Below are 14529 nucleotides of genomic sequence, written 5' to 3' on the forward strand. Positions count from 1 at the left end.
CAGCCTGGAGTCCGCGGCGGCCGGCGAGCTGGCCGCGCGACGCCGCGCCGCCGAGCGTCGCGAGCGCCGCGCCCGGGAGCGGGCAACGGCGCAGGCGGTGGGCGTGGGGGCGGCATACCTGCTGGAGCGCTGCGAGCAGGTCCTCGCCGCCGTCACGCAGGAGCGCGAGCGGGGGCGCGCCGAGCAGGCCGAGCGCGACCAGGCGCTGGCCGCGGCCCGCCAGCGGGCCCGCGAGCTCGCCGACGACCTGCGCGACCCCACCGACTCGGTGCACGCCGACGAGATCGCCCGGGCCGAGCAGCGACTGCGCATCGAGGCGCTGCAGGCGCGCTCGGTCGACGAGCTGGGGGTGTCGCCGGAGACGCTGGTGGAGGAGTACGGCCCGCACCTGCCGGTGCCGCACATCCCCGGTCCTGACGACCCCGCGCCGGACGACCCGGACGCGGAGGCGCCGGAGCCGCAGCCCTTCGTCCGCGAGGTGCAGGACAAGCGGCTGCGCCGGGCCGAGCGGCAGCTGGCCCAGCTGGGCAAGGTCAACCCCCTCGCGCTGGAGGAGTTCGCGGCGCTGGAGGAACGGCATACCTTCCTCACGGAGCAGGTGGAGGACCTGCGGCGCTCCAAGGAGGACCTGCTGGAGATCGTCCGGTCGGTGGACGAACGGGTGGAGCGGGTCTTCACCGAGGCGTTCCACGACACCGCGGCGCAGTTCGAGCGGGTGTTCTCGCGGCTCTTCCCCGGCGGTGAGGGGCGCATCACCCTGACCGACCCCGAGCACATGCTCACCACCGGCATCGAGGTGGAGGCGCGGCCCCCGGGCAAGAAGATCAAGCGGCTCTCGCTGCTCTCCGGCGGCGAGCGCTCGCTCACCGCCGTGGCGCTGCTCGTCGCGATCTTCAAGGCCAGGCCGAGCCCGTTCTACATCATGGACGAGGTCGAGGCGGCTCTGGACGACACCAACCTGGGGCGCCTCATCACGCTCTTCGAGGAGCTGCGCGACTCCAGCCAGCTCATCGTCATCACCCACCAGAAGCGGACCATGGAGATCGCCGACGCGCTCTACGGCGTGTCCATGCGCGGCGACGGCGTGACCACCGTCGTCAGCCAGCGGATCAAGGACGTCGCGGCCGACGGCGTCGAGCAGCCCACCCGCGACCCCGAGCCGGCGCCGGCGTGACCGTCGTCTTCGGCGGCGCCGCGTTCCCCGCCTACGTCATCGACTCCGAGACCCTGCGTGAGGAGCTGCTCGACGAGGAGGAGACCCGGGAGTGGGTCGAGGAGACGCCCGAGGACCCGCACGCGGTCGCGCTGCTGCGGATGCTGGGCGAGCTCGACGCGGCGCTCGTCACGGGTCAGGACCGTCTGCACGAGCGCGAGCCCGGGACCCCGGCGTGGGCGACGGCCGCCGTCCGCCTGGCCCACGTGCACCACTGGCGCGCGGAGTTCGTCGACGCGCACGAGCTGCTGGACGCCGCCGAGGAGGTGCTGGCCGACGACGAGGCCCGGACGGCGCTGGTCCACCAGCACCGCGCCAAGGCGCTCTTCGACGAGGGGCGGTATGCCGAGGCGCACGCGGCCGCCGCCCGTGCCCTGGAGCTGCGCGAGCGCACCGGGGACGCGGGGCTCGTCGCCTCGACGCGGCAGGCCCTGGACCGGATCGCCCGGGAGCTGCCGGCCTGAGCCGACCGTGCCGAGCCGGCCGGGCCGTGCGTCCGGAGCGTGCGGACCGTGCGTCCGGAGGGTGCGGACCGTGCGTCCGGAGCGTGCTGACCGAGCGTCTGGACGGTGCGGACCGTGCGTCCGGTGTGAGGCCGCTCACGATCCGTGCGACACGCCCAGGACACGCCGGGGACGTGTTCGGTCCACCGCGACCAGGGGCGGCACACTGGGCGCATGCTTGCACTTGTCCTGGCCATGCTGCTGTGTGTCGCCCTGGGCGCGGGGGTCGTGGGGTTCGTCATGATCGAGGCGCGTCGCGAGGGGCGGGGTGGGTTCTGGACCCCGGAGGGCGAGGAGCTCATCGCCGGCGCCCGCCGACGGGGCGAGCAGGTCCGCCACCGCGGCGAGCAGCTCGGCCGGTCGGCCGCCCAGCGCACGCAGGCCCTGCGTGACCGGAGGCAGGCCGCCACCGCCTCGGCCGCGTCCGGACCGACCGGGCAGCACGAGCCGGCCCCGGCCGCCGCGGCCCGGCCGGAGCCCACGTCCACCCCGGCGGGTCGGGTCGCCCCGCCGGCCGAGCACCGTGCGACGGACGAACGTCGTACGACGGACGAGCGTCGTGAGCCGGGCGAGGACGAGCACGAGGGATACCGCGCCGCCAGCTGAGCCGGTGGCCCCGGCGCTGTCGTGTCGGGGTGCCCTCCCTGTTCTGAGAGACTGGGCCCGTGGGACCGATCAATGAGCTCTGGGAGATCCTGACCCTCGTCACCGTCGTGGTGCTCGGGGGTCTCGCGTTGCTGGTCGCGCTGGTGCGCGGTCGTGGTGGCGACACCGCGACCCTGGACCGCGACGGCCGGACGGCCGGCGACGGCTCCGAGGGCGACGTCCTCGTCGAGGAGCCTCCCGCCCCGAGCGGTGAGGTCGAGAACCGTGGTGGCGGGGTCGCCGTCGAGGAGCCGGAGGCGCCCACCCCCACCCTGGAGCGGCCCGACTCGGCGCGCGGCCGGCTCCAGCGGCTGCGGGCCCGGCTGGCCCGGTCCAACACCGCCATCGGGCAGGCGCTGCTGTCGCTGCTGTCCCGGGGCGGTCTCGACGAGCAGGCCTGGGAGGACGTCGAGGACACCCTCCTCGCCTCCGACCTCGGGGTGGAGGCGACCCAGGAGCTCGTCGACTCGCTGCGCACGCGGGTCAAGGTCGAGGGCACCAGCGACGTCCAGCAGGTGCGGCAGTGGCTGTACGACGACCTGCTGCGGCTGGTGGACCCCTCCCTGGACCGCCGCATCGCGGCGAGCCGCTCCGCCGAGCACCCCGCGGTCATCCTCGTCGTCGGCGTCAACGGCACCGGGAAGACGACGACGGTCGGCAAGCTGGGGCGGGTGCTCGTGGCCGAGGACAAGGACGTGCTCTTCGGGGCGGCCGACACCTTCCGCGCGGCCGCGGCCGACCAGCTGCAGACCTGGGGCGAGCGGGTCGGGGTGCCCACGGTCCGCTCCCACACCGAGGGCGCCGACCCGGCCTCGGTCGCCTACGACGCGGTCAGGGGCGGGGTGGAGGCCGAGGTCGACGTCGTGCTCGTCGACACGGCCGGCCGCCTGCACACCAAGCGCGGCCTGATGGACGAGCTCGGCAAGATCAAGCGGGTCGTGGAGAAGGTCGCCCCGGTGGGCGAGGTGCTGCTCGTCCTGGACGCGACCACCGGGCAGAACGGCATGCGTCAGGCCGAGGAGTTCGCCAAGGAGGTCGCCATCACCGGCATCGTGCTCACCAAGATGGACGGCACCGCCAAGGGCGGCATCGTCGTCAACGTGCAGCGCAAGCTCGGGGTGCCGGTCAAGCTCATCGGCCTCGGCGAGGGCCCCGACGACCTGGCGCCGTTCGACCCGGAGGCCTTCGTCGGGGCGATCGTCGGCTGACCCGCGCCGACGCGTCGGGCACCGGGGCTCCCTGCGGTGACGCACCACCGCAGCGGGGCGACGCCGCGCCGGCGCACCGGCACGTATCCTTGGGCGGGTGTTCACCAGCCTCTCCGACCGCCTGACGCAGACCTTCCGCAACCTCAAGCGCAAGGGCACCGTCACCGAGTCCGACCTCAACTCCACCGTCCGTGACATCCGGATGGCTCTGCTGGACGCCGACGTGGCGCTGCCGGTGGTCAAGGAGTTCACCGGACGGATCCGTGAGCGGGGGCTCGGCGCGGAGGTCCACCAGGCGCTCAACCCGGCCCAGCAGATCGTCAAGATCGTCAACGAGGAGCTCGTCGCCATCCTCGGCGGCCAGACCCGCCGGCTCAACCTGGCCAAGAACCCTCCGACCGTCATCATGCTGGCCGGTCTGCAGGGCTCGGGCAAGACGACCTTCGCGGGCAAGCTCGGCAAGTGGCTGGCCGACCAGGGGCACACCCCGCTCCTCGTCGCCGCCGACCTGCAGCGCCCCAACGCCGTCACCCAGCTCGAGGTGGTCGGTCAGCGCGCCGGTGTCCCCGTCTTCGCGCCCGAGCGCGGCAACATCTTCGGCCACGACGCGGCCCTGGACTCGGGGGAGGGGACGCGCTCCTTCGGCGACCCCGTCGACGTGGCGGTGGACGGCGTCGAGGAGGCGCGGCGCAAGAGCCACGACGTCGTCATCATCGACACGGCGGGCCGACTCGCGGTCGACGTCGACCTCATGCGGCAGGCGCACGACATCCGGCTGGAGACGCAGGCGGACGAGGTGCTCTTCGTCATCGACGCGATGATCGGGCAGGCGGCCGTGGAGACGGCCAAGGCCTTCGCCGACGGCGTCGGCATCACCGGGTCGGTGCTCTCCAAGCTGGACGGCGACGCGCGCGGTGGTGCCGCGCTCTCGGTGGCCACGGTGACCGGGCAGCCCATCCTTTTCGCCTCCACCGGGGAGGGCGTCAAGGACATCGAGCTGTTCCACCCCGACCGGATGGCCTCGCGCATCCTCGACATGGGTGACGTCCTGACCCTCATCGAGCAGGCCGAGCAGGCTTTCGACCAGGCGCAGGCGAAGGAGATGACCCGCAAGTTCCTCTCCGACGAGGACTTCACCTTCGACGACTTCCTCGAGCAGATGTCGGCGATCAAGCGGATGGGTTCGCTGAAGCAGATGCTCGGCATGATGCCGGGGATGCAGGGCATGAAGGCGCAGCTGGACTCCCTGGACGAGCGCGAGTTCGACCGGGTCGAGGCCATGGTCCGGTCCATGACGCCGCTGGAGCGCGGCCACCCCAAGATCATCAACGGCTCGCGGCGAGCCCGGATCGCCCGCGGCTCGGGCGTGAGCGTCGGCGAGGTCAACCAGCTCATCGAGCGCTTCGGCGAGGCGCAGAAGATGATGCGCCAGCTCAAGAAGGGCGGCGGCATGCCCGGTATGCCGGGGATGCCCGGCATGGGTGGCGCCGGCGGGGCCAGGAAGGGCAAGGCCCCGCAGCGCAAGAAGGGCAAGTCGGGCAACCCGGCCAAGCGCGCCCAGCAGGAGCGGGACGCCGAGGCCAGGCAGCAGGCGGCGCGGGAGAAGTCCTTCGAGAGCGCCTTCGGGGCGGGGGCGGCCGGGGCCGACGACGCCGCGGAGGGACAGGACCTGTCCGGGCTGAAGCTGCCCCAGGGCTTCGAGAAGTACCTCGACGGCGGCAAGGGCTGAGGGGCGGGCAGGTCCGGCCGGTCTGTCGGCGCCCCGTGGCACAGTGAGGCCATGACGGGGACACGCTGCACGATCATCCCGGGCTACCTGCTGGCCCGTATCGCCGAGGCCGAGCCGCAGCTGGCGTCGGCGATGGAGTTCACGCTGCGCGACAGCGCGGACACGCGGGGTCGGCGCGAGATCGAGGCGACCCGCTGGCCCGGGGGCCACGCCCCGCTGCAGGGCGGCATCATGCCGCCGACCATGCCCGCCCCTGGCGCGGCCACCAGCACCGTCCCGCGCCCCGGCGACCTGTCCGGCGTGCTGCCGGAGCAGGCCTCGCCCGACCGCCGGGTCCACGACGCCGAGGGCGGCACCGCCCTGCCCGGCCGCCTCGTGCGGACCGAGGACGACCCGCAGACCGGCGACGGCGCGGTGAGCCAGGCCTACGACGGGCTGGGCTCGACCTGGGACCTGCTGGCCCGGGCCTACGGGCGCGACTCGCTGGACGGCGACGGGCTGCTCCTGCGCGCCACCGTCCACTACGGACGCGACTACGCCAACGCCTTCTGGGACGGCCGCCAGATGGTCTTCGGCGACGGGGACGGGGTCTACTTCACCGGGTTCACCCGGAGCCTGGACGTCATCGCCCACGAGCTGGCGCACGGGCTCGTGCAGTACACCGCCGGCCTCACCTACGTCGGCCAGTCCGGGGCGCTCAACGAGTCGGTGTGTGACGTCGTCGGGTCGCTCGTCAGCCAGCGGGTGCGGGACCAGGTCGCCACGGAGGCGGACTGGCTCGTCGGCGCCGACCTGTTCACCGACCGGGTGCAGGGGGTGGCGCTGCGCTCGATGGCCGCCCCCGGGACGGCCTACGACGACCCGGTGCTGGGCCGGGACCCGCAGCCGGCACACCTCGACGACTACGTCGACCTGCCGCACGACGCCGACCACGACAACGGGGGCGTCCACATCAACTCGGGCATCCCCAACAAGGCGTTCCACCTCTTCGCGACGGGGCTCGGCGGGCGGTCGTGGGAGCGTGCCGGCCAGGTCTGGTACGACACGCTCGCCACCCGGGGTCGTCTCCCGCGGGACGTCGGTTTCGCCGGTTTCGCCGCCGCGACGCTGGTCTCGGCGCGGGAGCGGTACGCCGAGGAGCCGGAGGTCGTCGACGCGCTCCTGCAGGCGTGGGCCGGGGTCGGCCTCGAGGTGCCCTGATGGCGGCGCGGTTCACGCGGGCCGAGCTCGACTTTTTCCGCGGTGCGCACGTCCCGGACCTGCTGCCGGGGCCTGACGGCCCGCCGCTGCGGCTGCTCTTCGTGGGCATCAACCCGGGCCTGTGGACGGCGGCGACGCAGACCCACTTCGCCCACCCGGGCAACCGGTTCTACCCCGCCCTGGAGCGGGCGGGCATCATCGGCCGGCCGGTCGACCCCGCCGCGGGGATGAGCGCGGAGGACCGGGACCACCTCCTGCAGCGGGGGATCGGCATCACCAACCTCGTGCGCCGTGCCAGCGCCCGGGCCGACGAGTTCACCCCGGAGGAGCTGCGCGAGGGGGCGACGCGGCTGGCGCGGACGGTGCGTCGGGCCCGACCCGCGGTGGTCGCCGTCGCCGGGATCACGGCATACCGCGGGGCGTTCGGGGCGCGAGGGGCGGCGGTGGGCCGTCAGCCCACCGACCTGGAGGGTGCCCAGCTGTGGGTGGTGCCGAACCCCAGCGGGCTCAACGCCCACGAGACCGTCGACTCCCTGGCCCGGGCCTACGCCGAGCCCGCCCGGGCGGCCGGCCTGCGGTGAGCCGGGCGACGTGAAGCCTGCGGGGGGACGGCGCCGGTGGTGGGGCCGTGGCGGACCCGGAGGCGCGCAGCCGCGCCTCGTTGACCGTGACGCGGTGCGGGCTGTCTCGCTGACGACCGCCCGTCGCGAGGCCCTGCTGGCCGAGCAGGCCTACGAGGAGGGTGTCCGGGCGGCCCAGAACCGGCTGACGCGGGCGGGCGAGGACCCGCTGGTGCAGGAATTGGACGGGTGGCGGCTCGGGCGGCAGACCCTGCGGGCCGACGTGCGGGAGCGGGTCCTTCTGCCGACCACGCGCTTCGACCTGCTGATCTCCGGCACACCTGTCTGGATCGCGCAGACGGTCGACGCCAGCGCCGAGGGCGAGCCACCGGACCGGCGGGTGCGCCCCCGGCTGGACGACCGACGACGCGTCCGCCTGAGGGTGCACGATCTCACCTGGCAGGAGGAGCTGGGGGTGCCGGCGGAGCTCCTGGACGAGGCCGAGCGGTTCGTCACGTCGGGCCGGTCCGTCGTCGGAGCGCTCGCCCGGGCCAGGACGGACCGGCAGCGCCGCATCACCGCGGCGCTCCAGGAGCTGGAGCGAGCCCGCCACGACCGTCGGCGGCTGGAGGTGGCGTGGATGACCGTCGAGGACCTGGAGGGCGCCTGGCCGCTGCCTCCCGACCTCCCCCTCGTCACCCGGCGGGAGGACGGCCCGGACGTGCCTGCAGAGGACCCCACCCGCGACGGCTGACCGGTCGGCCCAGGGCCCGCAGGACGAGACGTCCGCCGGCGGCCTCAGCGCCCGAGGTCGGCGCCGTGCTCGCGCCGTGGCTTCCACAGCTGCTCGCTGGCGACCGGCAGGAAGCCGCGGCGCAGGAAGAACCGCAGCGAGCGCGCGTTGCCCGGCGTCACCGACGCGAGCACGACCTCGCCCCGTGGCAGGCGGCCCAGGACACCCTCGAGGAGCGTGGCGGCGTACCCGTCCTCGGCCTGGATGCCGACCTCCGGCAGTCCGCCGATACCCCGCGAGAGGGTGGCCAGGGAGGTGACGTCCGGGTCGGGCAGGCCGTAGACGTCGACCTCGGTGCGCCACTCCCCGGCGTGCGCCGCCCGGTCGGTCAGCGCGAGGTCGGACCGGGGCACGAGCGGCCCGCCGGCCCCCGTCCCGTGGCCGACGAGGAGCGCGTCGAGGACGCCGATCGGCCCCCCACCGGCCAGCGCCAGCGTCGTGCGCGGCTCGTGCGCCCCGCCGAAACCGTGCACACCCAGGCCGGCCAGGTGCCCGTCGCTGACCTCCTCCCCGACGACCATCACCGCGTGGCCGGTGAAGGCGATGGCCCCCTCGACGCCGTCCTTCCACGACGCCGCGCGGGAGAACCCACCGTCCGGCTCGGGGAACCGACCCGCCGCGGCGTCGCGCAGCATCGCTCCGAGGTCCACCCGCGGCACGTGCAGCGGCTCGCGGGCGGGACCGGTGGCGGGGGAGGGGGCGCGGGACACGAGGGAGGAGTCTACGGACCTGCGGATACGGTGGGCACGGCATACCGGCGACGAAGGAGACGCGACGTGAGCGCACCCGTGCTGCACATCCAGGGCCAGGTCCTCGTGGGACCCGAGGAGGTGCTGAGGGAGGTCTGGGTCGTCGACGGCCGGATCAGCCTCACCGCGCCGGCCGGTCGGGAGGCCGAGACGGTCCGCGGGTACGCCCTGCCCGGGCTGGTCGACGCGCACTGCCACGTGGGCCTGGAGGCGCAGGGAGCGGTCGACGACGCCCGGGCGGAGGAGCACGCGCTCACCGAGAGGGCGGCGGGGGCGCTGCTGCTGCGGGACGCCGGGAGCCCGGCGGACACCCGGTGGGTGCAGGACCGGGAGGACCTGCCCCGGCTCATCCGGGCCGGGCGGCACATCGCGCGGACGAGGCGCTACATCCGCAACTTCGCCTGGGAGATCGAGCCGGAGGACCTCGTGGCCTACGTCCGGCAGGAGGCGCGGGCCGGCGACGGGTGGGTCAAGCTCGTGGGGGACTGGATCGACCGGGAGACCGGGGACCTCAACACCTGCTGGCCGGTGGACGTGCTCACCGAGGCCATCGCGGCGGCGCACGAGGAGGGGTCCCGGGTGACGGCCCACTGCTTCGCGGAGCAGTCGCTCGTCGACTTCGCGGCCGCCGGGACCGACTGCATCGAGCACGCGACCGGTCTGGTCGACGACACCATCGACGCCTTCGCCCGGCAGGGCATCGCCATCGTGCCGACGCTGGTCAACATCGACAACTTCCCCGGGTTCGCGGACGCCGGGCGCGGCAAGTTCCCCACCTACGCCGACCACATGATGGACCTCTACGCCCGCCGTCACCAGACGGTCGCGAAGGCCCACGAGGCCGGCGTCCCCGTGTACGTCGGCACCGACGCCGGAGGGCAGCTGCCGCACGGCCTGGTCGCCCGGGAGGTCGAGGCCTTGACGCGGGCCGGTATGACGTCGCTCGAGGCGATCGGCGCCGCCACCTGGGCGGCCCGGGACTGGCTGGGGCGGCCGGGCATCGCGGAGGGCGAGTCGGCCGACCTGGTCGTCTACGCCGAGGACCCCCGGGAGGACGTACGGGTGCTCTCCGACCCCGCCCACGTCATCCTGCGGGGCCGGGCGTACTAGGCCGGCCGCCGGCACGCCCCGCGCTCTCGGGCGGGCCTGTCCCGCACCGGCTGGGGGTCGCCCGGGCGACCTGGACCGCCACGCTCAGGCGGCGCCGCTGGGGGCGGTCTGCCACTCGTCGTCCTGCTCGCCGACCTGCAGCAGGACCTCGTAGGCCCGCTGGGAGAGGAAGGCGGGCGGCTCGGCGGCCACGACCGAGTCGCGCAGCAGGGTGACCGCCTGCTCCAGCAGGTCCTCCCGGGCGCCCCGGCGCCGCAGCAGCGCGACCTCGTCCTCGAGCATCCGGTCCAGCAGCAGCTCGGACATGGTCGGCCCCTCGGCCAGCCGCTGGCCGTGGCTGAGCCACTGCCACAGCTGCATCCGGTTGAGCTCCACGGTGCCGAAGTCCTCGATGTGCCCGGCGATGACCGACGTGCCCTCCCCGGCGAGCCACCCGGTGAGGTAGCTCAGGGAGGAGCGCAGCGCGGTGCGCACCCCGGTGAGCGTCGAGGCGCCCGGGATCGAGCTGACGTCCCGCAGGGCGACCGGGTCCGGTGTCGCGGCGAGGGCGGGATCGGCCTCCTCCCAGGCCCCCTCCCGGCGCAGCCGGTCGCGCTCCTCGAAGGGCGCGCGGGCCACCGGCACCATCCCGGGGTGCACCACCCAGGCGCCGTCGAAGCCCTGCTTGGCCTCCCGTGCCTTGTCCCGGTGCACGCGGGCGTGGGTCATCGCCATGGACTCGTCGAACGGCCCGCTCGCCGCCAGGGCGATGGGCCCGCCGATGGCCTGGACCCCCCGGCGGTGGCACACCCCCACGATGAGCGAGGTGTAGCTGCGCAGGAAGCGGGTGTTCATGGTGAACGCGTCCCGGTCGGGCAGCAGGTGGTCGCTGCGGGTCCCGTAGGTGCGCAGGTGGGAGAAGATGTAGTCCCAGCGGCCCGCGGCGAGCCCGGTGAGCCGCTCCCGGAGGGCGTGGACGATCTCCTCGAGCTCGTAGGTCGCCTGGACCGTCTCCACGAGCACGCTCACCCGGGTGCAGCCGTGCGGCAGCCCGAGGAGCGACTCGGCCCGGGTGAGCAGGTCGTCCCACCAGGCCGCCTCGGCGGCGGTCTCCAGCTTGGGCAGGTAGAGGTAGGGCGCCGTGCCCCCGGCGAGCAGCGTGCGGCCGCACCGGGCCAGGAAGGTGAAGGTGTCGACCGTGGACGCGCTCGCGGCGGCACCGTCGACCTGCAGGTGCGCCTCGCCCAGGTGCAGCCCCCGCGGCCGCACCATGAGGGTGGGCACCCCCGGCTGGGCGTCACCGGTGCGGGTGGCCGCGACGTCCTCGATGGCGCGCTGCGCCGCAACCAGCCGGGCCGACGTCGGCACGAGCATGTCCTCGAGGTCGGCCACCCACACGTCGGCCCGGGAGGCCAGCGCCGCGGTCGCGTGCTCGGTGGTGGCCGGGGTCGCGAGCTCGACGAGGCGGTAGGTCAGGTCGTCCGGGGGAGGGGCCACCCGCCACGAGTCGTCCGCGCGCAGGTGGGCGGTCCGCGGCGAGGGCGCCAGCTCCGCGCCGGCCCGGACCGCGCGCGACTGCTCCTTGCGGGCGCGCAGCAGCTCGGCGCGGGCCGGCGCGGTCTCGGTCACCAGCCGGCGCAGCAGGTCGGCGGTGGGCTCGTCCAGCAGAGCGGCGGGGTAGTCCATCTCGTCCTCGTCTCGTCGGGAGGGGCCGCGGGCGCCCGACGGCCATCGGTGCGGGTCGTCGGGCGCCGGGGCAGCGTCGATCAGTGGAACTGCTCGGACTCGGTGGAGCCGGACAGGGCCGTCGTCGACGACTCGGGGTTGACCGCGGTGCTCACCGCGTCAAAGTACCCGGTGCCGACCTCGGCCTGGTGCCGCACGGCGGTGTAGCCGGAGGGCGCGGACGCGAACTCCGCCTCCTGCAGCTCGACGTAGGCGCTCATGCCGCTGCGGGCATACCCCTGGGCCAGGGTGAACATCGAGTGGTTCAACGCGTGGAAGCCGGCCAGGGTGATGAACTGGAAGGCGTAGCCCAGGTCGCCCAGCTCGTCCTGGAAGGCGGCGATGTCGGCGTCCGACAGGGCCGCCCTCCAGTTGAACGACGGGCTGCAGTTGTAGGCCAGCTTCTGGTCCGGGAAGTCGCGGTGCAGCTCCTGGGCGAACTCCCGGGCGAGCCCCAGGTCGGGGGTACCGGTCTCGACCCAGATGAGGTCGGCGTAGGGGGCGTAGGCCTTGGCGCGGGCCAGGACCGGTTCGATGCCGTTGCGGACCCGGAAGAAGCCCTCCGACGTGCGCTCCCCGGTGGTGAACTCCTGGTCGATCTCGTCGACGTCGCTGGTCAGCAGGTCGGCGGCCAGCGCGTCGGTGCGGGCGATGACGACCGAGGGGACACCCAGCACGTCGGCCGCGAGACGGGCCGAGCTCAGGGTGCGGACGTGCTGGCCGGTCGGGATGAGCACCTTGCCGCCCAGGTGGCCGCACTTCTTCTCCGAGGCGAGCTGGTCCTCCCAGTGCACCCCGGCGGCACCGGCCGCGATCATCGACTTCATCAGCTCGAAGACGTTGAGCGGGCCGCCGAAGCCCGCCTCCGCGTCGGCCACGATCGGCACGAAGTAGTCGGTGCTCGTGTCGCCGTCCATCCAGGCGATCTGGTCCGCGCGCTGCAGCGCGTTGTTGATGCGACGCACGACCGCGGGCACCGAGTTGGCCGGGTAGAGGCTCTGGTCGGGGTAGGTCTGGCCGGCCAGGTTGGCGTCGGCGGCGACCTGCCAGCCGGAGAGGTAGATCGCCTCGAGCCCGCCCTTGACCATCTGGACGGCCTGGTTGCCGGTGAGGGCACCCAGCGCGCGGGTGAAGGGCTTGGTCTCCAGGGCCTCCCACAGCCGCTCGGCCCCGCGGCGGGCCAGGGTGTGCTCCTCGACCACGGAGCCGCGCAGCCGCACGACGTCCTGCGCGGTGTAGCGCCGCTCGACACCGGACCAGCGGGGGTTGCTCCGCCAGTCCTGCTCGATCTCCAGCGCCTGGGCGGCGGCCGGGGTGGTCTCGGTGGGCTGGGTGGTGATGGTCATCGTCGACCCCTCTCCTCGGTACGGCGACTGCGGGTGTGCCCACCACTGTCCCGGCGTGGGTGAGGCAGCGGAACGGAGCAGCGCTGTCAAGAACCGCCGATCTTTCGCTATCGTGGAGGTATGCCGTCCTCCGCCGGTCGCGTGCTGCCGTTCCGCCCGTCCGAGCGCCTGGACGGCACCGACACCGGGGCCGCGGGGTCCGCCGACCCGGTCGCGGTGGGGCGCCGTCTGCGGCACGCGCGGCGCGAGGCCGGGATGACCCTGGCCACGCTGGCCGCCCGCACCGGGCTGTCCGCGTCGGCCCTGTCGCTCATCGAGAACGGCCGCAGGGAGGCGCGGGTGTCCACCCTGGAGCAGCTGGCCGGGGCGCTGGGGGTCGAGCTCATGGCGCTGCTGGCCGGCGGGCCGCCGAGCAGGCGCGCCGCGCTGGAGGTCCGGTGGGAGCGGGCGCAGCGGGCCGAGGGCTTCCAGACGCTCGGCATCCCGCCGGTCCGGGTGGGTCCGGGCCTGCCCGACGACGCCCTGGAGGCTCTGGTCGGGCTCTACGAGAGCGTCGTGGGGCTGCAGCAGCAGCGGGCCGCGACCCCGGAGTTCGCCCGCCTCGCCAACGCCGAGCTGCGGGCGCGCATGCGTGCGGCCGGCAACTACTTCAGCGAGATCGAGGCGGCCGCGGCCGGGCTCGTGGGGCGGGCCGGGCATACCCGTGGGCCCGTCTCCCGGGAGGTCGTCGAGCGGGTCGCCCGGCACGTGGGCTTCGAGGTCGTCACGGTGCCGGACGTCCCGGCGTCGACCCGCACCGTCACCGACCTCGCGCACCACCGCATCTACCTCCCGGCCAGCGGCGCGCACGACCCCCGGGCCGCGGCGCTGCAGGCGCTCGGGCACGTCGTGCTGGGCCATGAACCGCCGCGTGACTACGCCGAGTTCCTCGCCCAGCGGGTCGAGATCAACTACTTCGCGGCCGCCGCCCTGATCCCCGAGAGCACCGCCGTCCCGCTGCTGCGCCAGGCCAAGGTGGACCGGGACATCGCGGTGGAGGACCTGCGGGACGCCTACGCCGTGTCCTACGAGACCGCGGCCCACCGGTTCTGCAACCTCGCCACCGAGCACCTGGACCTGCAGGTCCACTTCATGCGGACCAGCGCCGACGGCGTCATCTACAAGGCCTACGAGAACGACGGGGTGCGCTTCCCGATGGACGCCTCCGGCGCCATCGAGGGAGCCCGGGTGTGCCGCTCCTGGACCGCGCGGGTGGTCTTCGACCGGCCCACCGGGGAGGTCTACCACCAGTACACCGACACCGGGCGGGGGACGTACTGGTGCACGGCGGTCGCCGAGCCCACCTCCGCCGGCCTGTTCTCGGTCAGCGTCGGCGTGCCCTACGACCAGGTGCGGTGGATGCGGGGACGGGACACCCGTGAGCGGCGGGTGTCCCGCTGCCCCGACCCGCGGTGCTGCACCCGGCCGCCGGCGGACCTCGCGCGGGAGTGGGACGGGCAGGTCTGGCCCAGCGCGCGGGCCCACTCCCACCTGCTCGCGGTGATGCCCCCCGGGGTCTTCCCCGGCGTGGACGACACGGAGGTGCTCCGCTTCGTGGCCGAGCACGCGCCCCGACCGGACGGGCCCGGTCGGGACGAGGGCGCGGATCCGGCGCCGACGACGGATGTGGCACAATGAAGGCGTACCCATCGGCGGTCGGCCCTCTCACCGTGCCCTGATGTGTCCATCGCTGCCGCGGTGCCGTGCGTGTTCATCCCCACGCGGTCCCC

Annotated in this window: 13 protein-coding genes; 10 read left to right on the top strand and 3 right to left on the bottom strand. The window is 74.3% G+C overall.

The features are described 5' to 3' along the window. From EUS26_RS15550 to EUS26_RS15585, 8 genes are all read left to right on the top strand, one after another. A partial coding sequence (locus EUS26_RS15550; RefSeq protein WP_165368650.1) for an AAA family ATPase occupies positions 1–1174 on the top strand: 1174 nt, incomplete at its 5' end. Further along, complete coding sequence (locus EUS26_RS15555) at positions 1171–1677, top strand: hypothetical protein (RefSeq protein WP_130014746.1); 507 nt, start codon at positions 1171–1173, stop codon at positions 1675–1677. The genes EUS26_RS15550 and EUS26_RS15555, both read left to right, overlap by 4 nt. A gap of 213 nt (positions 1678–1890) precedes the next feature. After that, a complete protein-coding gene (locus EUS26_RS15560; protein ID WP_130014747.1) occupies positions 1891–2322 on the top strand; it encodes a hypothetical protein in 432 nt (143 codons plus the stop codon). A gap of 59 nt (positions 2323–2381) precedes the next feature. Beyond that, entirely contained in the window at positions 2382–3569 is a 1188-nt protein-coding gene (gene ftsY / locus EUS26_RS15565; RefSeq protein WP_130014748.1) for a signal recognition particle-docking protein FtsY, read from the top strand. A gap of 97 nt (positions 3570–3666) precedes the next feature. Continuing rightward, on the top strand, positions 3667–5298 hold the full coding sequence (ffh, locus tag EUS26_RS15570; RefSeq protein WP_130014749.1) for a signal recognition particle protein: 1632 nt from the start codon (positions 3667–3669) through the stop codon (positions 5296–5298). Between the two features lie 51 nt (positions 5299–5349). Continuing rightward, complete coding sequence (locus tag EUS26_RS15575; RefSeq protein ID WP_130014750.1) at positions 5350–6498, top strand: M4 family metallopeptidase; 1149 nt, start codon at positions 5350–5352, stop codon at positions 6496–6498. Continuing rightward, positions 6498–7079, top strand: a complete 582-nt coding sequence (locus EUS26_RS15580) for a mismatch-specific DNA-glycosylase (protein WP_130014751.1) — start codon at positions 6498–6500, stop codon at positions 7077–7079. Before EUS26_RS15575 ends, EUS26_RS15580 begins: the two co-directional genes overlap by 1 nt. Before the next feature lie 94 nt (positions 7080–7173). Further along, positions 7174–7812 (top strand): hypothetical protein, encoded by a 639-nt coding sequence (locus EUS26_RS15585; RefSeq protein ID WP_130014752.1) that lies wholly within the window; start codon positions 7174–7176, stop codon positions 7810–7812. Positions 7813–7856: 44 nt separating this feature from the next. Here the strand turns inward: EUS26_RS15585 and EUS26_RS15590 are convergent, their stop codons facing one another. After that, positions 7857–8561, bottom strand: a complete 705-nt coding sequence (locus tag EUS26_RS15590; protein ID WP_130014753.1) for an N-acetyltransferase — start codon at positions 8559–8561, stop codon at positions 7857–7859. A 66-nt stretch (positions 8562–8627) separates the two neighbouring features. Between EUS26_RS15590 and EUS26_RS15595 the strand changes: the two genes are divergently transcribed. After that, complete coding sequence (locus EUS26_RS15595; protein ID WP_130014754.1) at positions 8628–9710, top strand: amidohydrolase family protein; 1083 nt, start codon at positions 8628–8630, stop codon at positions 9708–9710. Between the two features lie 84 nt (positions 9711–9794). Here EUS26_RS15595 and EUS26_RS15600 read toward each other — a convergent pair whose 3' ends face one another. Next, positions 9795–11375 carry an aldolase/citrate lyase/malate synthase family protein gene (locus EUS26_RS15600; protein WP_130014755.1) on the bottom strand — a complete coding sequence of 527 codons (1581 nt, stop codon included), beginning with the start codon at positions 11373–11375 and terminating at the stop codon, positions 9795–9797. Between the two features lie 80 nt (positions 11376–11455). After that, entirely contained in the window at positions 11456–12760 is a 1305-nt protein-coding gene (gene aceA / locus EUS26_RS15605; RefSeq protein ID WP_130014756.1) for an isocitrate lyase, read from the bottom strand. A 120-nt stretch (positions 12761–12880) separates the two neighbouring features. Between aceA and EUS26_RS15610 the strand changes: the two genes are divergently transcribed. Continuing rightward, positions 12881–14437, top strand: coding sequence for an XRE family transcriptional regulator (locus EUS26_RS15610; RefSeq protein WP_130014757.1), 1557 nt, complete (start codon positions 12881–12883; stop codon positions 14435–14437). The last annotated feature ends 92 nt before the right edge of the window (positions 14438–14529 follow it).

Source organism: Serinicoccus sediminis, assembly GCF_004153545.1.
Classification (GTDB): Bacteria; Actinomycetota; Actinomycetes; order Actinomycetales; family Dermatophilaceae; genus Ornithinicoccus; species Ornithinicoccus sediminis_A.

What these genes read in the sequence shown, in the direction of transcription:
- EUS26_RS15575 (WP_130014750.1), top strand. Translation starts at nt 5,350, where the DNA reads ATGACGGGGACACGCTGCACGATCATCCCGGGCTACCTGCTGGCCCGT.
- aceA (WP_130014756.1), bottom strand. Translation starts at nt 12,760, where the DNA reads ATGACCATCACCACCCAGCCCACCGAGACCACCCCGGCCGCCGCCCAG.
- EUS26_RS15600 (WP_130014755.1), bottom strand. Translation starts at nt 11,375, where the DNA reads ATGGACTACCCCGCCGCTCTGCTGGACGAGCCCACCGCCGACCTGCTG.
- EUS26_RS15610 (WP_130014757.1), top strand. Translation starts at nt 12,881, where the DNA reads ATGCCGTCCTCCGCCGGTCGCGTGCTGCCGTTCCGCCCGTCCGAGCGC.
- EUS26_RS15560 (WP_130014747.1), top strand. Translation starts at nt 1,891, where the DNA reads ATGCTTGCACTTGTCCTGGCCATGCTGCTGTGTGTCGCCCTGGGCGCG.
- EUS26_RS15580 (WP_130014751.1), top strand. Translation starts at nt 6,498, where the DNA reads ATGGCGGCGCGGTTCACGCGGGCCGAGCTCGACTTTTTCCGCGGTGCG.